13 protein-coding genes are annotated in these 18,487 nt (G+C 60.8%); 6 read left to right on the forward strand and 7 right to left on the reverse strand.

The genetic code is table 11. The features are described from left to right. Positions 1-3: 3 nt before the first annotated feature. From LT988_RS14725 to LT988_RS14735, 3 genes are all read right to left on the reverse strand, one after another. Positions 4-735, reverse strand: a complete 732-nt coding sequence (locus LT988_RS14725) for a glycosyltransferase family 4 protein (protein ID WP_232406312.1) — start codon at positions 733-735, stop codon at positions 4-6. A gap of 531 nt (positions 736-1,266) precedes the next feature. Beyond that, a complete protein-coding gene (locus tag LT988_RS14730; RefSeq protein ID WP_232406313.1) occupies positions 1,267-2,613 on the reverse strand; it encodes an IS701 family transposase in 1,347 nt (448 codons plus the stop codon). 78 nt (positions 2,614-2,691) lie between these two features. Continuing rightward, positions 2,692-6,015 carry a PIG-L family deacetylase gene (locus LT988_RS14735; protein WP_232406314.1) on the reverse strand — a complete coding sequence of 1,108 codons (3,324 nt, stop codon included), beginning with the start codon at positions 6,013-6,015 and terminating at the stop codon, positions 2,692-2,694. Between the two features lie 714 nt (positions 6,016-6,729). On the opposite strand from LT988_RS14735, the gene LT988_RS14740 reads away from it, so the two are divergent. The 6 genes from LT988_RS14740 to LT988_RS14765 all read left to right on the forward strand — a co-directional run bounded on the left by LT988_RS14740 (position 6,730) and on the right by LT988_RS14765 (position 14,752). Continuing rightward, positions 6,730-8,877: a glycoside hydrolase family 99-like domain-containing protein gene (locus tag LT988_RS14740; protein ID WP_232406315.1), complete on the forward strand. Its 2,148-nt coding sequence runs from the start codon at positions 6,730-6,732 to the stop codon at positions 8,875-8,877. 389 nt (positions 8,878-9,266) lie between these two features. Continuing rightward, positions 9,267-10,232, forward strand: coding sequence for a glycosyltransferase (locus LT988_RS14745; protein ID WP_232406316.1), 966 nt, complete (start codon positions 9,267-9,269; stop codon positions 10,230-10,232). Positions 10,233-10,568: 336 nt separating this feature from the next. After that, complete coding sequence (locus tag LT988_RS14750; protein WP_232406317.1) at positions 10,569-11,627, forward strand: glycosyltransferase; 1,059 nt, start codon at positions 10,569-10,571, stop codon at positions 11,625-11,627. 13 nt (positions 11,628-11,640) lie between these two features. Beyond that, entirely contained in the window at positions 11,641-12,609 is a 969-nt protein-coding gene (locus tag LT988_RS14755) for a glycosyltransferase family A protein (RefSeq protein WP_232406318.1), read from the forward strand. Further along, on the forward strand, positions 12,606-13,457 hold the full coding sequence (locus LT988_RS14760; protein WP_232406319.1) for an ABC transporter permease: 852 nt from the start codon (positions 12,606-12,608) through the stop codon (positions 13,455-13,457). Before LT988_RS14755 ends, LT988_RS14760 begins: the two co-directional genes overlap by 4 nt. An 11-nt stretch (positions 13,458-13,468) precedes the next feature. Then, entirely contained in the window at positions 13,469-14,752 is a 1,284-nt protein-coding gene (locus LT988_RS14765) for a DUF29 family protein (RefSeq protein ID WP_232406320.1), read from the forward strand. Here LT988_RS14765 and ubiB read toward each other — a convergent pair. From ubiB to LT988_RS14785, 4 genes are all read right to left on the reverse strand, one after another. Beyond that, on the reverse strand, positions 14,749-16,410 hold the full coding sequence (ubiB, locus tag LT988_RS14770) for a ubiquinone biosynthesis regulatory protein kinase UbiB (RefSeq protein WP_232406321.1): 1,662 nt from the start codon (positions 16,408-16,410) through the stop codon (positions 14,749-14,751). The two genes, LT988_RS14765 and ubiB, sit on opposite strands and share 4 nt — an antisense overlap. Then, positions 16,407-17,057 carry a ubiquinone biosynthesis accessory factor UbiJ gene (locus LT988_RS14775; protein ID WP_232406322.1) on the reverse strand — a complete coding sequence of 217 codons (651 nt, stop codon included), beginning with the start codon at positions 17,055-17,057 and terminating at the stop codon, positions 16,407-16,409. The genes ubiB and LT988_RS14775 overlap by 4 nt, the downstream gene beginning before the upstream one ends. Continuing rightward, positions 17,054-17,803 carry a bifunctional demethylmenaquinone methyltransferase/2-methoxy-6-polyprenyl-1,4-benzoquinol methylase UbiE gene (ubiE, locus tag LT988_RS14780; protein WP_232406323.1) on the reverse strand — a complete coding sequence of 250 codons (750 nt, stop codon included), beginning with the start codon at positions 17,801-17,803 and terminating at the stop codon, positions 17,054-17,056. The genes LT988_RS14775 and ubiE overlap by 4 nt, the downstream gene beginning before the upstream one ends. 232 nt (positions 17,804-18,035) lie before the next feature. After that, positions 18,036-18,398 carry a gamma-butyrobetaine hydroxylase-like domain-containing protein gene (locus tag LT988_RS14785; RefSeq protein ID WP_232406324.1) on the reverse strand — a complete coding sequence of 121 codons (363 nt, stop codon included), beginning with the start codon at positions 18,396-18,398 and terminating at the stop codon, positions 18,036-18,038. Between the last annotated feature and the right edge of the window lie 89 nt (positions 18,399-18,487).

Here is an 18,487-nt window from a genome sequence, read left to right on the forward strand (position 1 = left end):
TCTTCAGGCCAGCAGAGACATGAGTATGGGCGAAACCGCGTCCTTGGAGTATCGCTGCGCGATCAGGTCCTGTCCCGCGGCGGACACGCGATGCCAGAGAACGTCGTCCGTGTAGAGGCGCAAGACGGCATTGGCAAAAGCAGTCGGGTCGTCGGCAATCAGGGCGTCAACACCATCCACGAGACCCATGCCTTCGGCGCCAACATGTGTGGTGACGACCGGCAATCCATAGCTGAGGCTCTGTCCTATTTTGCCTTTCATCCCTGCGCCGTGGCGCAGCGGAGAGACGAAGACCCGGCTGTTCTCGAACCAGGACGCGACATCCGGGACATAGCCCACTGGATTGACCAGCGGGGACGCGAGAGCATGGATGCTATCGGGCATGTCGCTGCCGACGATGTTGAATCGGATATCGCTTTGCTGAGCATGAACGAGCGGCAATATGTTCTGCACGAAAAAGAGAACTGCATCGACGTTCGGCGTGTGCTGAAAACCGCCGATGAAAAAGAGGTCCCGCCGCGATGATGCCGGTGCGACCATAGTGCAGATACGATGCACGTTGGGCACGACATCGACCACGAGTCCCGGATCCTCTTCGAGGAGTGCATGCTTTTCTTCTTCCGTGATCGCGATGGTCAAGTCTGCGCCGATGGCGTTCGACAGTTCAATGCGTCGGTAATGTTCAGCCAGGGACCGCAACCGATCGGGTTCCGAATCGAAGGCGGCCCCGCGCATGAAGCGGATCCAATGCAGGTCGACCGTGTCGTAGATGACCCGCGCGGCGACTGCGAACGCGCGAACCATGGAAAGATAGGATTCTGCGAGCTCGGGTCGCGAGATCCAGGCGATACGATAGCTCCCGCCCCTCGTCCTGAGGTGCTCGAGGGCAGCTTGTCGGCCGATCACAAGCTCGATACCTTGCTCGGCGAGTGCTCTGGAGTACCGTGAGTCCTCGGCAGGCCGATCTGCAATGAAATCGACGGTATGACCTGCGTCGAGAAGGATCTCGAGAATCATCTGCATGCGGAAGGATCCGGAGTCGCGGTCCGGCGTCGGGGGTTTCCAGTCGATCATCAAGATCCGGGCGGGTGACGGATCAGGTCGCGGAAAGAGCGACGCCCAGTCCCCGTCCCAATCGTGAATCAGTCTATCGGAGACCTGACCGAGCTCGCCCGACCTTCCTTCGGGATTCATGGGTAAACGTCCTTCGGACGCGCCAGCCAGCACGTAATGGATCAGGGGATTGAGTGCTCGACTTTGGCCAATCTAGGCGGTCGCCGCGAGCTGTTCCAGCAGGCGATCGAGTCGCTTGGACGAAATTAGGACCATCTCCCCCTCGGACCGTGAGTAGGCGTAATTCTCCTCGGCCCAGATGGTGCGCCGCACCAGGGCCAGGCAATCGGAGAAGGTGGCGTGGGACTTCAGATACCAGGCCGTGGAGCGCGGCAGGGCGTCCCAGCGCTCGCGCCACCGGTAGACCATGAGACAGACGAGCGAGAACAGCGCCATCAGCATCGGCGTGGTGCGTGCGATCGCCAGGTCGTTCCACTGGCGCTGGGTCTCGACGCCGAGGTGGCGACGGACTTCCTCGAAGGTGACCTCGAGCGACCAGCGCTGGACGAACAGCTCCACGACGCGGGCCGGCGCCATGTTCAGGTCGGTGGTGAAGAAGGCTTGCGTCGGCAGCCGGCCCTCGGGATCGACCACGAGCACCCAGCGAATCGGCAACGGCGGCCATCCCGCGGTGTGCCACAGACACACCTCGCTGAGCAGGCGCAGCGTTTTGGGCTGTCCGTACCATTGAATCGCGACCTCCTCGCCTCGGGTGTGCGCCGCTTCCTCGCGTGTGGCGAGCTTGGCCAGTACGCCGCCTTTCTTCGGCTTGGGGCCGCGCCGCCCGGCGGGCACCGGCTCGGGAAAGGCGAACAGGCGTGCATCCAGGCGCAGGCGCGTGATCAGGGTCGCTTGCGCAGCCAGCACTTCCCACCCCAGCTGGATGCAGGAGTAGCTGCCGTCGCCGAGCAGGATCCAGCGGCGTTGCTGCAGCCAGCGCGAGACCAGCCAGACCATCCCGATGGTGAGCTCCACGACCGTGCGATGGTGCCGCGCGGCCGCCTCGTCGGCCCGTTTCGACGGCGCCAAGCGGGTGAGAAAGGGCAGCGCCCAAGGCCGCGTGCTCCACGGCACGGGCACCAACAACGCCATGCAGATCCACTCCAGCCCCAAACAGGTCACCACCTTGCCGCGCGAGGAGCGCACCGCATCGCGATACATCCCCTTCGCTCGAATGCGCGCGCCCTTGCGCCGTTCCAGCGTCTCGTCGACCGCCACCACGATCGGCACCTGCGCCGGCAACATCCCGAGCAACAACCCCAGCAGAATCCGCGCCCCTTGGCGCGACGACCAACGCGCCCGATTCAGCACCCGGTGGTAACGCTCGAAGCGCCGCTCCGCGCTCAGCCCCATCGCCCGCAGTGCCGCCGTCACCGTGCGTGGTCCTTGCGCCAGCAGCGTTCCCGTGAGCAAGACGTGCAGATGCGCCAGGGTCGGCGCGGTGAACAGGCAGGCAAAGGGCTGCAGAACAGATACAATCGAGGCTGGCAGAGGGAACATCCGCGGGCAGGTCCGAGGTTTTGGTCGACATCGGACGATACCGTCCGCGGCCCTCTGCCGCCACATCAATCGGGTCTGTCACCGTCGCTCCCGGCGCCTCGCGGCGCTTCCGCCGAGGCCCGGAAATGGCCAAAGTCGAGTGAGTGCTCGGGTGTCTGGATACCTGGACCAATACCAGCCGGTGTCGAATTCCGAACTCGGGTTGCAGCCTTGCTCCGCGCCGAACAACAGAAAGTCGACGAGAGGATTGCGTCCACTGTCGGACACGTCCGGGTAGTTGTCGAGATACCAGGACGAATCGAAGAGGGGGTGGGGGTCACGGCCCTCGTAGGCTCCCGCGGTCAGATAGTGGTGAAGCGGATTGGCGTCGAGGATGTCTGGATTTTGCTCGCGATACCAATCGGTGTCGAACAGCGGACTCGGATCCCGGCCTTCGAAAGCCCCGGATACCACATAGTGCCGCAACGGGTCGATCCCTGCGGCGAGTACATCCGCGCCGTGCTCGAGATACCACGTCGTATCGAAAAGTGGATGAGGGGAGCGGTGTTCGATCCATCCTTGCCGGATGTAGTGAAGGAAGGGGTGTAACCCAGTGTCGGCCACGTCCGGGTTGACTGCCAGGTACCAGGGGCCGTCGAATAGCCCATGCGGTCCCTCGTTGGTTCTCGTGCCGTAGGTCAGAAAATGAATCAGGGGGTTAGTCTCCGATCCTTGAAGCTCGGGATTGTCTGCAACATACCAATCCAACCGGAACAGGGGGTGCGGATGCCGTCCTTCTCGAACACCTTGCTCGATGAAATGGACAAGCGGGTTCCTCCCGGCTTCGGCGACATCCGGGTTCTGTTCGAGATACCACGAAGCGTCGAAAAGCGGGTGAGGGTTTCTGCCTTCGTTGATGCCCGCAGTGATGAAATGCACGAGCGGGTTGATACCCGTCTCGGCCACATCGGGATTGCTGGCGAGGTACCAATCCGTATCGAACAAGGGATGCGGGTCTAGGCCTGCGCCGGCTCCCGTGTCCAGATAATGAATAAGCGGATCGATTTCGCTAGCGACCGCGTCCGGACATTGCGCGAGATACCATGCCGTATCGAACAAAGGATGAGGGTTGCGGCGCTCTCGGGCCCCCACAGTGAGCCAATGGAGTATCGGGCGGTAACCGGCGAGCAAGATGTCGGGATACCGTTGGGTATACCAGGCTTCCTCGAACAAACCCGACGCGAGGATACGTCGTGCGCGCGATCGTCTAAGGATTGCGGAGGGCAGCGTGAAGGTCGCCGACCACCATGCGACCTTCGCCGCTGCCGAGAAAGGACGCGTGAAAGCCCACTGCCCGTGCTCAAGCCGGAGGAGCTTTGCCGCCAAGGGCCAAAACGCGCTCGCATACATTGAGTTCAGGCGATCGGCGAGCAGATCCCGCTGTGCCGCGCTTGACCGCGCCAACTCGAGCGCCGACGTCAGCTCGCTTTCCAAAGACTGTGCCTTCGTCACGCGGGCAGCGGCGATTTCCTCGAGCGCAGCGACCTGCAGGCGCTCTGCATCGAGCGCCGAGCGAAGGGCGTGCATTTCGGAGACGGAGGCGCTGAGGGAGGATTCAATCTCCTGGGATTTTTCGACTTCTTGGGAGAGAGCGTCCTCCAGGGTGTCGATCCGCGCCGATTTTTCGATACCTTCCGACTCAAGCTTTGCGAGACGCGCTTGACAGGCAGCGAGTGCCGCCGTAATTCGGTCTAAATTTGTGATGCGCCCGTTGGTTGCAGTCTCCAGGAAGTCAATTCGAGCCTCGCGTGCCGCCAGCGTCTTCTGCAGAATTTCGACCGATTGCTCTAGCTCCACGTGCCGTTGCTCACGCGCCTGCATGACCCGCAGGTCTTCGCGTAGAGCATCGCATTGTCGCTGGGACTCCGCTTTCGCGGCTGCGACCTGATGCTTCGTGTAGCCGGCGATCGCAATCACCTGAGCCAGGGTCCAGCGTCGACGCCAAAGATCGAAAAACGCCTCGAGGCCTGCCCGCGTTTCGGGCGTCGGAGCGCGAACGCCGAAGCCGCTCCCTTCCGAGATTCGATAGACGGCGGTGATCCGGTCGACGTGCAGGAAATTCGACCGAATGCTCAGCTTGACCCAGAAGTCCCAGTCTTCGTAAAGAGAAAGTTCCTCATCGAAGCGGATCTCGCCCCCGAAGAGGGATCGTTCGAAGAGCACGGAATGAATCGGTAGATAGTTTTCGACCAGGAGTCGGGTTGCATCGTGGCGTTCGTTGAACACATGGACGAGGTCCCAACCCCCGCTTTCGTTTCTCTTGCGGCATTCGATGCCGGAATAGGCAGCGCGAGCGGTATCGGAACGGCGCAATGCCCAGACGAGGCAGCTGACATGGTCCGGGAGAAACCAATCGTCGTCATCCAGGAAAACGACATATTGACCTGTTGCCGACATCACGCCGAGATTCGCGGCGGCTCCGCGACCGAGCGGTGTGCCCGTCGATGCCGTATGCAGAGGAAACTGCCCACACCAGGCTTCGGGGGGCGAGGTTCTATGTCCCTCGACATCAACCAAAACGACCTCGATGCGCCGATAGGTTTGGGCGGCAATCGAATCGAGTGCGTCGGCCAGCTCGGGGCGGTTTGCGCTGCGGATCACGACGGAGACCAAGGGTTGGTCCGACGGTGACTCGCTCCAAGTTTTCAATCGGGCCGAGATGCCCGGAACCGGCCGGGAGAGGTCTTCGCCTCGGATGACCGCCAGCCCTTCCGCAGCCTGAATCTCCTGAGGCAAGGTATAGGCACGGAGTCGGTTCAAGGCGGCAACCTGCTCTCTGCGCTGATGGTTGTCGGGCCGCGAATCGAAGCATTCCGCGGCCGCCTGTTTCAGGTCGAGGACCGGGGTGATATCGAGGAGCAGATTGGGTTGTAGCGGTACATCGATCTCGTAGACGACCAAAGCGCACTCGCTCGGAAGGCGACGGACCGCCTCGTGCGCGACAAGGCCGATCATGGAGCGTGTCGAATCGGGGTCATGGACGGACGGAGCGTAGATCAGCTTGGCGCCGGTCTCCTCGGCGATTCGAACGAGCCTCCGGATCATCTTTTCGCCGTAATCCATCTCCGAGGGCGGCTCACCCCAGAAAATCGGCTGTTGAGACCCTACGACCCGTGAGGCCGCGCGACTCTCGGATTCGAGGCAGCGCTTGGTCTCGGTTCTCGTCGACGCGTCGGCGATATCATGACAACCGTCGGTGACGACCACTACGAGAACGTCGTCCCCGGACGTGACGTGTCGGCAGCAGGCCCCGCCGCAGCCGAAAATCTCGTCGCCCGGCTCGGCGGCGACCACCAGGACAGGGCCATGACCCGGAAGGTGTTCCGACGAATTCTGGCTCGATGTCCCTGGCAGGTTCTTCATATTGCGAATCGAAGCGTTTCAGCGAGATAGGGCAGTTCTTGGCGCGGCGACTCCGCTGGCTAGATAAGCGTGACGGGGGCACAAGTAGATCGAGGCGCATCTGAAATGTAACGGACATGCTCGGCGTTGCCCGACGCGCTGCGCAAAGCAGCCGGGCACATCGACCTGTGCGAGGCATTAGGCGTGTGGCGTACCCTTCGACGGCCCGGGGGGGATGTTCCGCGACCGTCGTTTCGTGCCCAGGATCAGTCGAAGTCCATCCGTCAACCTCGATCCGACGATAATACTTGAGAACGGATCCAAGGTGCTAATCGTCGAACGCTACCAATCCACTGGAGTCGCGACGAAAGGCGGCCGGAGCGTTCGGGTTTGGATCGGGAGTCGCGTAGCAGAAGCGGCCGTCGAGTGCGCAGGCTCGTCAAGACAACATGGATGCTGGCTTGTATCGACGCTGCTGGTAAGATAGAGGCGTGTCGTTCAATGCTTCGGCGCGCAAATCGTCCCGCTTTTTCGCATCCTCAAGATCGATCTTGCCGACGCCTCCGTTTCGCCTCGGGTGCTCCCCGACGGCCAAGCGGCCGGCGCCGGCCTTGGAACACCGAGGGCTTGCGGGCTCCGCTCGTCTCGCGGCGAGAGTTTTGACCGGTTTAGTTGTTTGTCTACATGAGAGCCCCGCGCCCCCATCTCTTGAAAGCACCGTCTGACGCCAAGGCCATGGCCGGGCGTGCGATACGCGCCATTTACCACCGGCTTCCGTTGCCGGCCGGCGGGAAAATAGCCTTAAAGTCTTTCTCCTATCGGATGTTTTCGCCGTTTATAAGGCACACGGCGAGCTATCGGCACTGGCGCGAACAGCAGAACCCAGAGGAGGTTTCGTACCACGATGAGCCGGTTTCGCGAATTGCACCACCGCACCTCTTCCCTTCTCTAGAGACTGGTTTCCTGGAGGCGGCCGTCGATCTTGTGCTTCCGTTGGACCCGGATCCCGAGGTCACCATCCTCATGCCGGTTCACAATCAGGTCGGATTTACGCTGTGTTGTCTGCAGTCCATCGCTGCGGCGCCGCCGCGGGTTTCGATCGAGATCATCGTCATCGACGATGCGTCGACCGACGAGACATCCGAGCTGCTTAGCGCCGTCACGGGAATCCGTCATGTACGTAACGACGTCAACCGGGGTTTTCTGTTGAGCTGTAACCGGGGCGCTGCTCTGGCGCGAGGCCGTTACCTACATCTCCTGAATAACGACACTCAGGTCCAGGCCGGATGGCTCGACGCCCTGGTCGATGTCTTCGTGCATGAGCCGGACACCGGAATCGCTGGTTCCAAGCTGATTTATCCTAGTGGGCATTTGCAGGAGGCGGGAGCCGCCCTCAAGCGCGACGGGCGGGTCGAGTTGATTGGTCTTAACGGAGATCCTTCAGAACCGGTTTACAGCCGGCGCCGGCGGGTCGACCACTGCTCGGGCGCGAGTATCCTGATCGAGACGTCGCTGTTCAACCGCCTCGGGGGATTCGACGAAGTCTACGCGCCGGCGTACTACGAGGACTGCGATCTCTCCTTGCGCGTTCAGGCGCTCGGGCGTCATGTGGTCTACGAACCGAGCTCCGTCGTCCTGCATCATCTGAGTGTCTCGACGAACGCTCGCCCGTCCGAGAAGTCGACCCGAATTGCAGCGAACAGCGCAATCTTTCTCGGCCGGTGGCAGTCGACACTCGATGACCTGGATACGGTTCGGCTGATTGCGTTCTTTTTGCCGCAGTTTCATCCTATCCCGGAAAACGATCGATGGTGGGGCAAGGGATTCACCGAGTGGACCAATGTCACCCGCGCAACACCGAACTTTACGGGTCACCGGCAGCCGCATCTGCCGGCGGATCTCGGGTTCTACGATCTTAGGCTTGCCGAGACTCGGCAGGCACAAGCCGATTTGGCGCGCGATTACGGCATCTACGGGTTTTGTTATTACCATTATTGGTTTGCCGGCAAACGATTGCTGCAGCGCCCGATCGATGACATGCTGGCATCCGGACAGCCCGACTTTCCGTTTTGTATCTGCTGGGCCAACGAGAGCTGGTCTCGGCGCTGGGACGGGCGTGAGGCGGATATCCTGATTGCGCAGCAGCATTCGGAAACGGACGATTTGGCATTCATTCGTCATCTGCAACCATTTCTCCGAGACCACCGCTATATTCGAATACACGGCCGTCCGTTGATTCTCGTTTATCGTATCGAGTTGTTTCCCGAGCCGAGGCGTACTGCCGAGATCTGGCGCGAATATTGCGTTCGTTCGGGGTTGGGTGAGATTTATCTCGCTTGCGTTCAAAGTTTCGGTTTGTCTTCCGATCCGGCGGATTTTGGATTCGACGCGATCGTTGAGTTCCCCCCGCACGATCTCTCGGTTCCGCTCGATCCTCAGCCCCCTACAGACAACCCGGCATTTTCAGGGCAGGTCTATGATTATCCGGCAACCGCCGAGCGGTTCATGCAGCGCCCGTTGCCGGATCATCGGTTTTTTCGCACGGCAATGCCCTCCTGGGATAATACTGCTCGAAGGCAGGATGCGGGCACGATCTTTTTGCATTCTACACCAGAGTTCTATGAGCATTGGCTTTCGACGCTTGTGACGCAGTCGAGGCGCTTGAATCCTCCAGGGGAGCGATTCGTCTTCGTGAATGCCTGGAACGAATGGGCTGAAGGAAATCACCTGGAGCCGGATCAGCATTACGGCCATGGCTACCTTGAAGCGACTCGGGCGGCTCTGGGCGATATGGCGCCTTTGCGGCGCGTAAGCGCGTCGGTTCCATACGTTTCGACGGGCCTTCGCACGTCGGTCCAATCCGTCCGAACCAGCGTATGTTGATCCCTCTCCGCAACATTTTTGCTCGGCAGGGTGGGCTCATTCCGGTTTTTGAGCGAGCGCTGAGGATCGCGCGTGCGGACGGCTTGGCGGGTTTGCGCGATCGTCTGCTCGGCGTTTGGAGGTCGGCGCACGACCGCGAAGCGGACTTGCGGGACACCGAGGAGTCTCGGGAGAGGCGGCCTGCGAAAAAACCGACGGATCCTCCGCAGCGAATCACCGCGGCGCCGGGTGCACTCTTGATTGGGCATCCCTATGCCGTCCTGGGTCGGGCGGAGGATATTCGAACGGCTGCATCTGCTTGCGAAGCCGCAGCGATCCCCTTCGCCACGCGAAATCTTTACGGTGACTACGGCCGCGAGACGGCGGGGATGCATAAGGATTTCGACTTGATGCATCGCGAGGATTCGACGGCAGTCTACCGCGCCAACATTCTCGTCTTGAACGCCGACGAGATGGAGAGGGCGTGGCAGTATCAGGGCGAAAGTCTGGATTGCGGCGCCTACAATATCGGTTATTGGGCCTGGGAGCTCAGCCGCTTTCCGGATGCTTGGTTGCCGGCATTCGAGGGTTTGGACGAAATCTGGGCGCCTTCGCGTTTTATTCAACAGGCGATTGCCGAGAAGGCCGATTGTCCTGTCGTATGGATGCCGCTTGCAGTGGAGCACCGCATCACCGCAGCCGCGTCGCGTCGGGCACTCGGACTGCCCGAAGATCGATTTCTCTTTCTTTTCTTTTTTGACTTTCGCTCATTCGTCAGCCGTAAAAACCCATTGGCTGTCCTTAATGCATTTCGACAAGCGTTTTCGAGTGCAGACGATTCGGTCGGTCTCGTCATCAAAACGAATGGTATGTCAGAATGCGCCGATGCCTACGAGGACTTCAAGAGTAGCGGCATCGCCGACGACCAACGCATCACTTGGCTCGATCGTGTGATGGACGATCGGGAGATCAGGTCGCTGATGAGCCGCTGCGACTGCTTCGTCTCTTTGCACAGGTCGGAGGGCTTCGGGCGAGGTCTTGCAGAGGCGATGTTGATGGGTAAGCCGGTGATTGCGACCGGATATTCCGGCAATCTGGATTTCACGAACGAAGAGAACTGCTGCCTGGTCGATTGCGCCTTGGTCCCGGTCGGCAACGGCGAATACCCACATGGTGCGGGGCAGCTCTGGGCCGAGGCCGATGTTGAGATGGCGGCGGATTTTATGCGGCGTCTTGTCGACGACCGGGCCTTCGCGGCGGCGAAGGGGGGTGCAGGTGCTCGCTACATTCGTGCATTCCATAGTCCTGCGGCGGTCGGTGCCCGTTACCGGCGTCGCTTGGAGCAGCTCGGCTTAGTGGACCGGTCGATCTCGTGATGCCAGGGTCTCGGTCCATCACGAGATCCGCTTCGCGTGTCGGGTCTTGACGCGATGGCGCCTTGGAAAGCCGCTGTGGAGCGCGCTCTGCGGTCTCTCTTCCGGCGGCTGCCGCTTAACGACGCCCGACGCGAACAGATCAAGGCCGCAATTCGCGCATCTCGGGTTCCACTTTTTGTCGGAGAGGGGTTGGCGCAGCCGTGCTGGTCGCAGCTCGTCCCTCCCTGGACGGGAGATTGGTCCGCCCTGTTTCCGCCGAGTCGGGTTGAAGCGCACCGCATACTGGTCATTGATTGGAAACCACCGACCCCCGACCGCGATTCAGGGTCGTTTCGTATGCGCATGATCCTGGATTTGATGCGCGAGGCAGGATGGGGCGTCGATTTCATAGGTGACCGAGATGCGGAGGGTGTTTCCTATAGAAGATCGCTCCAGAAGATCGGGGTCTCTTTGCTGATCGGTCAGGAAAGCGCATGGAGACATCTGATTGTAAACGGCGGTATCTACCGATTCGCGTGGGTCTCACGTCCGGAGATTGCTGAACGGTATTTGCCGATGGTGCGAGCCCTTGCGCCGCGGGCCGAAGTGATCTACGACACGGTCGACCTGCATTGGATCCGTTTGCGCCGCGGTATTCCCTTCAGCCAGGATCCGAAGGCGCTTTCTCATCTTGCGGAGTCATTTCGGCGCATCGAAATATGCAACGCGCGGTGTTCCGATCTGACGATTGCCATAACCGAGGATGAAAAGCGGGCTCTCTTGGACGAAGATCCGGAGTTGAAAGTTTGCGTCTTGCCGAATATTCATGCGGTTTCTTCGGTTGTCCCTCCGGTGTCTGGCCGATCCGGCCTTTTCTTTATCGGTAGCTTTAGTCATCCGCCAAACGTAGACGCGGTATTTTACTTCGTCAGAGATATCTTCCCTCGGATTCTCGAGCAGATCCCGGCAGCCCACTTTTACATCGTCGGCAGCGATATGCCTTATTCCGTGCGCACGCTGAAGTCTCGACGCGTTCGGCCGGTCGGGTATGTTCGTGACGTGGAACCATGGTTTCGACGCATGCGTGTTTTCGTTGCCCCGCTACGCCATGGGGCGGGAATGAAGGGGAAGGTCGGTCAGAGTCTCGCCCTCGGCCTGCCCGTCGTGACGACGGGTGTCGGGGCGGAAGGGATGGGGTTGACTCATGAGATCAATGCCTTGATCGCCGAGGATCCGGCAGACTTCGCCGCCTCCGTGATTCGCGTCCATCGGGACAACGCGCTTTGGGATCGCCTCTCTTACGCAGGCCAAGCGCTTGTTCGTCAGCACTTTTCTAAGGACGCTGCGGAGTGTGTCCTAATACCTCTCCTGCGTGTCGAGGGGTCGCAACGGGAAGTTGGGCGTGATAAGGATTGAAGCGGAGGGCCCGATGCCCCTGATCAGCGTCGTGCTGCGTCTGTCTGACGGGTGTCCGGGGCTGAGGGATTGCCTCGATAGCCTACTCGCTCAGAGTCTCGGGGTGGACCGGATCGAGGTCTGCGTTGATGAGGAAGGCCGTGGCGAGGAAGCGCTGGCGCGGCTTGACTCGATCGCTTCCCCTCTTGTTCTCCGGCATCCGCCACGACGCAATTCCGTGAGTCCCGTCGGTCCCAATGCAGGTTTGTTCGCCGCGCGTGGCCGTATCGTGTTTTTCATGAGCGGGAATGATGTCTTGGAGGCGCGTTGCCTTGAGGAACACCATCTTACTCACGAGGAGTTCCCGGACCCGCACGTCTGCGTCCTCGGTTATACTCGCCTACGCGGCGAGGCTGCCCGTTCTCCGCTGATGCGTTCCCTTGTCGGATCCATTTGCGTGGACCCCGACAGGCGCGAGACTTCGCCTGTGTCCGCATTGGATGGATCCGCAATTTTCGGGCAAATACCCTCCTTCAAGCGCGATTTCCTTCTTGAGCAGGGGGCGTTGAATTCACGCTTTCCTAGCGGTTTCGAGTGGAGCGAGCTTGGCTATCGCCTGCATCGAGTGGGTCTGTCGATGATTCGTAACGCGGATGCCATGATCGATATGACGCGGCCTATCGGTCTCGAAAATGCTTGCGTTCACTGTTATCGACAAGGTCAGTCGGATCGGATCCTCGTTCAAGTTCATCCCGAGCCCGAGGCGCGCGCGTGGGCGCAGATTGATCATTGGGAGTCGGAATGGGAGCTTGTCGAGCCGATTTTTGGAGACATCATGAAATCAGCTCGCATGCTCGATCGATTTGCGCAAGAGCGTGTTCGCTTCGAGCTACCTATCGACGAGCTGGCAACACGCCTTCTTCATCGTGCCTATGCGGCTGCTTTTCGCGCAAACCGCCTTCTGGGAGCGATAGACGGCGTCGTTAATGGAATCAAGTCATGACATCCAATACCAGTAATATTCAATCGCCCCTGCTTCAGCAGCTCAGTCATGGTCTTGAGCTGGAGCAGCTCAAAAAGGCTTGGCGCGATATATTGGAAGGCTGGAGGCGTCGAGAGCTCTGGGCAACCTTGGGCCTGCATGATATCCGGCAACGTTATCGTCGTTCGACGCTTGGGCCTTTCTGGATCACGATCTCGATGGGTGTAATGGTGTTTGCGCTGGGTCTTCTATACGGTCAGATCTTCGGCCAAGAGCTGCATGACTATCTGCCGTTTCTCGCCGCCGGATTCGTGATTTGGGGTCTCGTATCCGCGATGATCCTGGGGGGGTGTACGACCTTTATCTCTGCGGAGGGAATGATTCGCCAGCTCAATGCACCTGTATCCATTTACGCCTATCGCGAGGTGTGGACGGCGGTCATCGCCTTCGCCCACAATATCTGGATATTTGTTGCCGTGGCTTGGTGGTATGACGTCGGGCTGAGCTGGAATGCACTTTGGGTTCTCCCTGCGATTGCGATTCTTCTGATCAACGGCTTTTGGATGGCGCTCTTCTTCGGGCTGCTGAGCGCGCGTTTTCGGGATGTTCCTCTGATCATCGGCAGTATCGTCCAGGTGCTGTTCTTTTTGACGCCGGTCATCTGGCGCCCCGAGATGTTACCGGACCGCGCACTCTTGCTGGAGTTGAATCCCTTCTATCACATGGTCGAAATCCTTCGCGCGCCGATGCTCGGTCACACACCTTCTCTCAGTAATTGGTTGGCCGTCTTGCTGATTGCCGTGGTTGGTTGGGGGGTGACGCTCTTCTTTTACTCCGCTTATCGCTGGCGGATCGCCTACTGGGTCTGAGGATTAGGCAGATGGCATCCATTACCCTGGAGAAGGTCTCGGTATCCTTCCCGGTCTATAGTTCCGCGACCAGATCCATCAAGAATCGTTTGATACAAAGTGCGACGGGCGGGCAGATCCGTTCCGAGTCGGGTTCGGACCGAATTTCGGTTGTTCAGGCCCTGCAGGATATCAATCTCCAGCTTGAGAGCGGGGATCGGATTGGTTTGGTCGGCCATAACGGCGCAGGTAAAACAACACTCCTTCGTGTCCTCGGCGGCATTTACGAGCCGAATGAGGGGCGGGTCGCGGTTAGGGGGTCGACTGTCCCGTTGTTCGATATCAGCCTGGGGATGGATCCCGAAAGTACCGGCTATGAGAATATTGTTCTACGAGGCCTCTATCTGGGTCTGAGTCGCTCTCAGATGCGCGGACGGCTCGACGAGATCGCGGACTTCACCGAGCTCGGCGATTTTCTCAACTTGCCGATCCGAACCTATTCAGCCGGGATGCGGATGCGTCTTGCGTTCGCCGTGTCGACGTCGGTCGCACCGGATATTCTTTTGATCGACGAGGGCATCGGGGCCGGCGATGCGGCTTTCCTGCAGAAAGCCAGTGAGCGACTGAAGCTCTTTACCGAACAGGTATCGATCATTGTGTTGTCGTCCCATTCAGAGGATCTGATCAAGCGAATGTGCAACAAGGCGGTGCTGATGGAGCACGGTCGCGTTGTGGGATCAGGGTCGACGCAGGAGGTTTTGACGCAGTATCGTCAGCGGCAGGAGGGGGCGAAAAGCACCGCAGCAAGCGTTGAGCTTCCGCTCGAGATTGCGTCCAAAGTCGCGACCCGCTCCGATGCATCGGCTTGGGCGATGGAAACGACTAGACTCCTGAGACAGGGTCGTTGGGATGCCGTCGATGTCGACCGTCTTGTGGAAGAGGTTGTCGCCCTCGTGGATCCGGATCGCGATCTGATCGAAGGACAGTTGACCTATCTCTTGGTGCAATTGCTCACATGGCATCAGCGGGAATCGGAGAGATCAGAGCTGCGGCGAGAGATTATTGATCAGGTCAGGCGGCAGACCGAGTTGATGATCAAGCAGGATAAAGAGGTCGCCGGCACTGCGAAAGACTCTCTGGAGAGCGCCTACCGAAAGGCGCGATCGGCCGCGGCGCGTCGCATGGGTATCGATGCATCGCGGTTTCCGGCGCAATGCCCGGTCGCATTGCCGCTCCTGCTGGATCCTACTTGGTTTCCGGGGGAAGGGCCGTCCGACGACGTCACGGTCGCACGCCGCCAGCCGACTGACGCTTAGGTTTGCCGCCCCGCAGAGAAAAACAGCAGCGCGCCAAGCATGTAACACGCCGCGACGAGCACAACCCCGGTCGTGGCCGGTAGCCAGGGACCCGGGCCGAGCAGCAGGACGAGGGTGCCGCAGACGATCACGGTGGCGCCGCCGAGTGCGCGGACCGACTGGGATGTCGAGGCGGCCTTGTCGTGGCTCGCGCTGCGGCCGTGGTTTCCGAGTGATCCGGCCTCGGCTGCCCGCAGTCGTTTGTCGTAGGTGCTGAGGATCCGGTAGGCCATCAAGGGGATCTCGGGGGTCTGATCGGCGACGGAGATAAAGTTGCGCTTGGTCCGGTCGAGTAGCCCGACGACCCCGATCTGATCCTTCATCCAGCGTTCCATGTAAGGCTTCGCGGTGGTCCAGAGGTCCAGCTCGGGGTAGAGCTGACGGCCGAGGCCCTCGATGTTGAGCAGTGTCTTCTCGAGCAGCACCAACTGCGGTTGGATCTCCATGTCGAAGCGCCGCGCGGTCTGAAACAGTCGCACCAGGAAGTGCCCGAAGGAGATCTCGGACAGGGGCTTCTCGAAGATGGGCTCGCTGACGGTGCGGATGGCGGACTCGAATTCATCCACTCGGGTGCCGGAAGGGACCCAGCCGGATTCCACGTGCAGCTCGGCAACGCGCCGATAGTCCCGCTCGAAGAAGGCGAGCAGATTCTCGGCGAGATAGCGCTGATCCTCCGTGGTGAGTGTGCCGACAATGCCGAAGTCGATCGAGATGTAGCGCCCCGAGGGCTCGACGAAGATGTTGCCCGGGTGCATGTCCGCATGGAAGAAGTTGTCTCGGAACACCTGGGTGAAGAAGATCTCGACTCCGCGCTCGCCGAGTTGTTTCATGCTCACGCCTTGGGCCTTCAGCCGGGCGACATCGCTGACCGGGGTCCCGTAGATCCGCTCCATGACCATGACGCCGGGGCGTGTCCAGTCCCAGTAGATCTCCGGGATGTAGAGCATCTCGCTGTGGATCCAGTTGCGGCGCAGCAGGGACGCATTGGCGGCCTCGCGTTGCAGATCCAGCTCGTCGTAGATGGTCTTCTCGTATTCGCGGACCACGTCGACCGGGCGCAGGCGCCGCCCGTCCTTCCAATAGCGTTCGGCGAGATGGGCAACGGTATACATCAGCCCGAGATCGCCCCGAATGGTTCGCTCGATGCCGGGTCGCAGCACCTTGACCACGACCTCGGTCCCGTTCTTCAGGCGGCCGGTGTGGACCTGTGCGATGGAGGCGGAGGCAAGCGGGATGGGGTTGAATTCGTCGAGCACGTGGTCGACCGAGCAGCCCCAGGCCTTCTCGATGATGGCGCGTGCCTCCGCGCCGTCGAAGGGCGGTACCCGATCCTGGAGCTTGGCCAGCTCGACGGCCAGGTCGTCGGGCAGTAGATCGCGTCGGGTCGAGAGGATCTGCCCGAATTTGACGAAGATGGGACCCAAATCCTCCAGCGCGAGGCGCACGCGCACGGGGTAGGAGGTCGGCAGGTCGCGCCGAAACCAGTGCCATGGCGAGATGTACATGACCCAGCGCAGCGGTCGAAACAGATGGGTCGCGAGGATGACCTCGTCGAGTCCGTGGCGCAGAAGGATCCAGTTGATGCGGAAGAGCCGCAGGGCCTCGCGGGGTCCGATCATGACGGGGTGCCGGACCCCGCGTGCGGTCGAGCGAGGCGCTCGAGGCGTTCGATACGCGCCTCGGCGCGCTCGACATCGTCGCGCAGGATGTCGACCTGCGCGAGGAATGCCTCGACCTCGTAGCGGGTCGGGGTCAGGCGGGCCTCTTCCTGAAGGTATTCCTGAAGATCCTTGGTCAGGGACTCGGATGTCTTGCGTGCCCACTGCGCCGCCGCACGCGCTTGGTTGCCGACCTGGTGGGCGAAGGGGTCACCGATCACGCGCGCGAGCTGCTCTTCCCAATCCACGTCGAGGCCGGCGATCGCTCGGTTGAAGGCTTGTGCCAGGGAGGTGTCGCCGAGAATCTCGACCTCGCCCTGGATGATCTGCGTCTCCTTGCGCTCCGCCATGCCCATGCGGGCGAGCGCGAGCGGGGTGCCGCGGATCAGGCAATCGGGCTCGGCGTCGTAACCGCCGAAGAGCTGGAGGCGTCGGTCGCTCGGGATGATGGTGACGCGCGTGCCGAACCCTTTCAGCTCGATGCCGATGATCCGCCCTTCCAGGGCGGCGAAGGCTGCAGCACCCTCGGGGTCCAATGCGATGTAGCGGTTCAGTGCCTGCTCGACGACGGCCAGTACCGCGTCCGGGATCTGGATGCCTTCGGTCACAGTTTGTAACCTCGGTGAATGGCGACGATACCGCCGCTGTGGTTGAAGTAGTCGCAACGCTCGAACCCGGCCGCTTCCATCATGGCGCGCAGGGTCTCTTGATCCGGGTGCATGCGGATGGATTCGGCCAGATAGCGATAGCTCTCGGGGTCATTCACGACCAGGCGCCCGAGCGTCGGCAGGACCGAGAAGGAGTAGAGGTCGTAAGCTTTGCTCAAGGGTCGGCTGACCGGGTGCGAGAACTCCAGGATCAGTGCCCTTCCGCCGGGTCGAAGCACCCGTTGCATCTCCACGAGTGCTGCTTGTTTGTCGGTGACATTGCGCAGTCCGAAACCGATGGTGACGCAGTCGAAGTAGTCCGAAGGGAACGGCAGCTTCTCGGCGTTGATCAGGGCGTAGTGAAGGTTGCCGACGTGTCCCCGGTCGAGCATGCGCTCGCGCCCCTCGGTGAGCATGGAGGCGTTGATGTCGGACATGACCACCAGCCCCTGCGCGCCGACGATGCCGGAGAAACGCTCGGCGAGATCGCCCGTACCGGAGGCGAGATCCAGCACCCGCTGACCACGGCGCACCCCGGCGAGCTCGATGGTGTGACGCTTCCAGAGCCGATGGATGCCCAAGGACATGAGGTCGTTCATGAGGTCGTATCGGGAGGCGACCGAATCGAACACGGCGCGCACGCGCGATGCCTTCTCCTCGACCGGGACCTGTTGATAACCGAAATGTGTCGTTTTGTCGTCGGACATGCTGAATCCCTGCTGAACCGCGCTTGATAGGGTCTGCACCGCTTCGGGGTTTTTTGGCCTTGACGCGAACAAGGGCCGTCGGCGGCGCGGTTCAGATCGATGGTTTTCTCAAAGGCCGCGGCTGTTATGCAGCAACGGCCGTGTGATCCGGGTCGGTCAAGGCGACGATCAGTCGCTCGCTGCCGAGCCGGCTCAGTTTACAACATCGGGTCCACGACAGCGGCGTCGGGGATCAGGACGCGCGGACCTTTCGTTTTTGTCCGGCCTTCTCCAGCTCGTCGAGATACTCCTTCCACAAACGCTCCTGCTCGACCCCGAGGTTGTAGAGGTACTCCCAGGAATAGATCCCTGTGTTGTGCTCGTCGTCGAAGTGCAGACAGATGGCGTAGTTGCCGACGGGCTCGATCTTGTCGATCCCGACCTCCTCCTTGCCGAGCTGCAGGACGCGCTGCCCAGGGCCGTGGCCCTGGACCTCGGCGGAGGGGGAGTAGACGCGCAGGTACTCGCACGGCAGGTTGAAGTGCGAGCCGTCGTCGAAGGTGATCTCGAGGATCCGCGATTGTTGATGTAGGTTGAGTTCGGTCGGTGTCGGCATGCTGTTCTCCTTGGCCCGCGAATCCAACGCGGACGTTTTGAATGGGGTTGATTGGACCAAAAAGACCTTGTTCTAAACCGCGTCAGCTC

It is taken from the genome of Thiocapsa bogorovii (assembly GCF_021228795.1).
Lineage (GTDB): Bacteria > Pseudomonadota > Gammaproteobacteria > Chromatiales > Chromatiaceae > Thiocapsa > Thiocapsa bogorovii.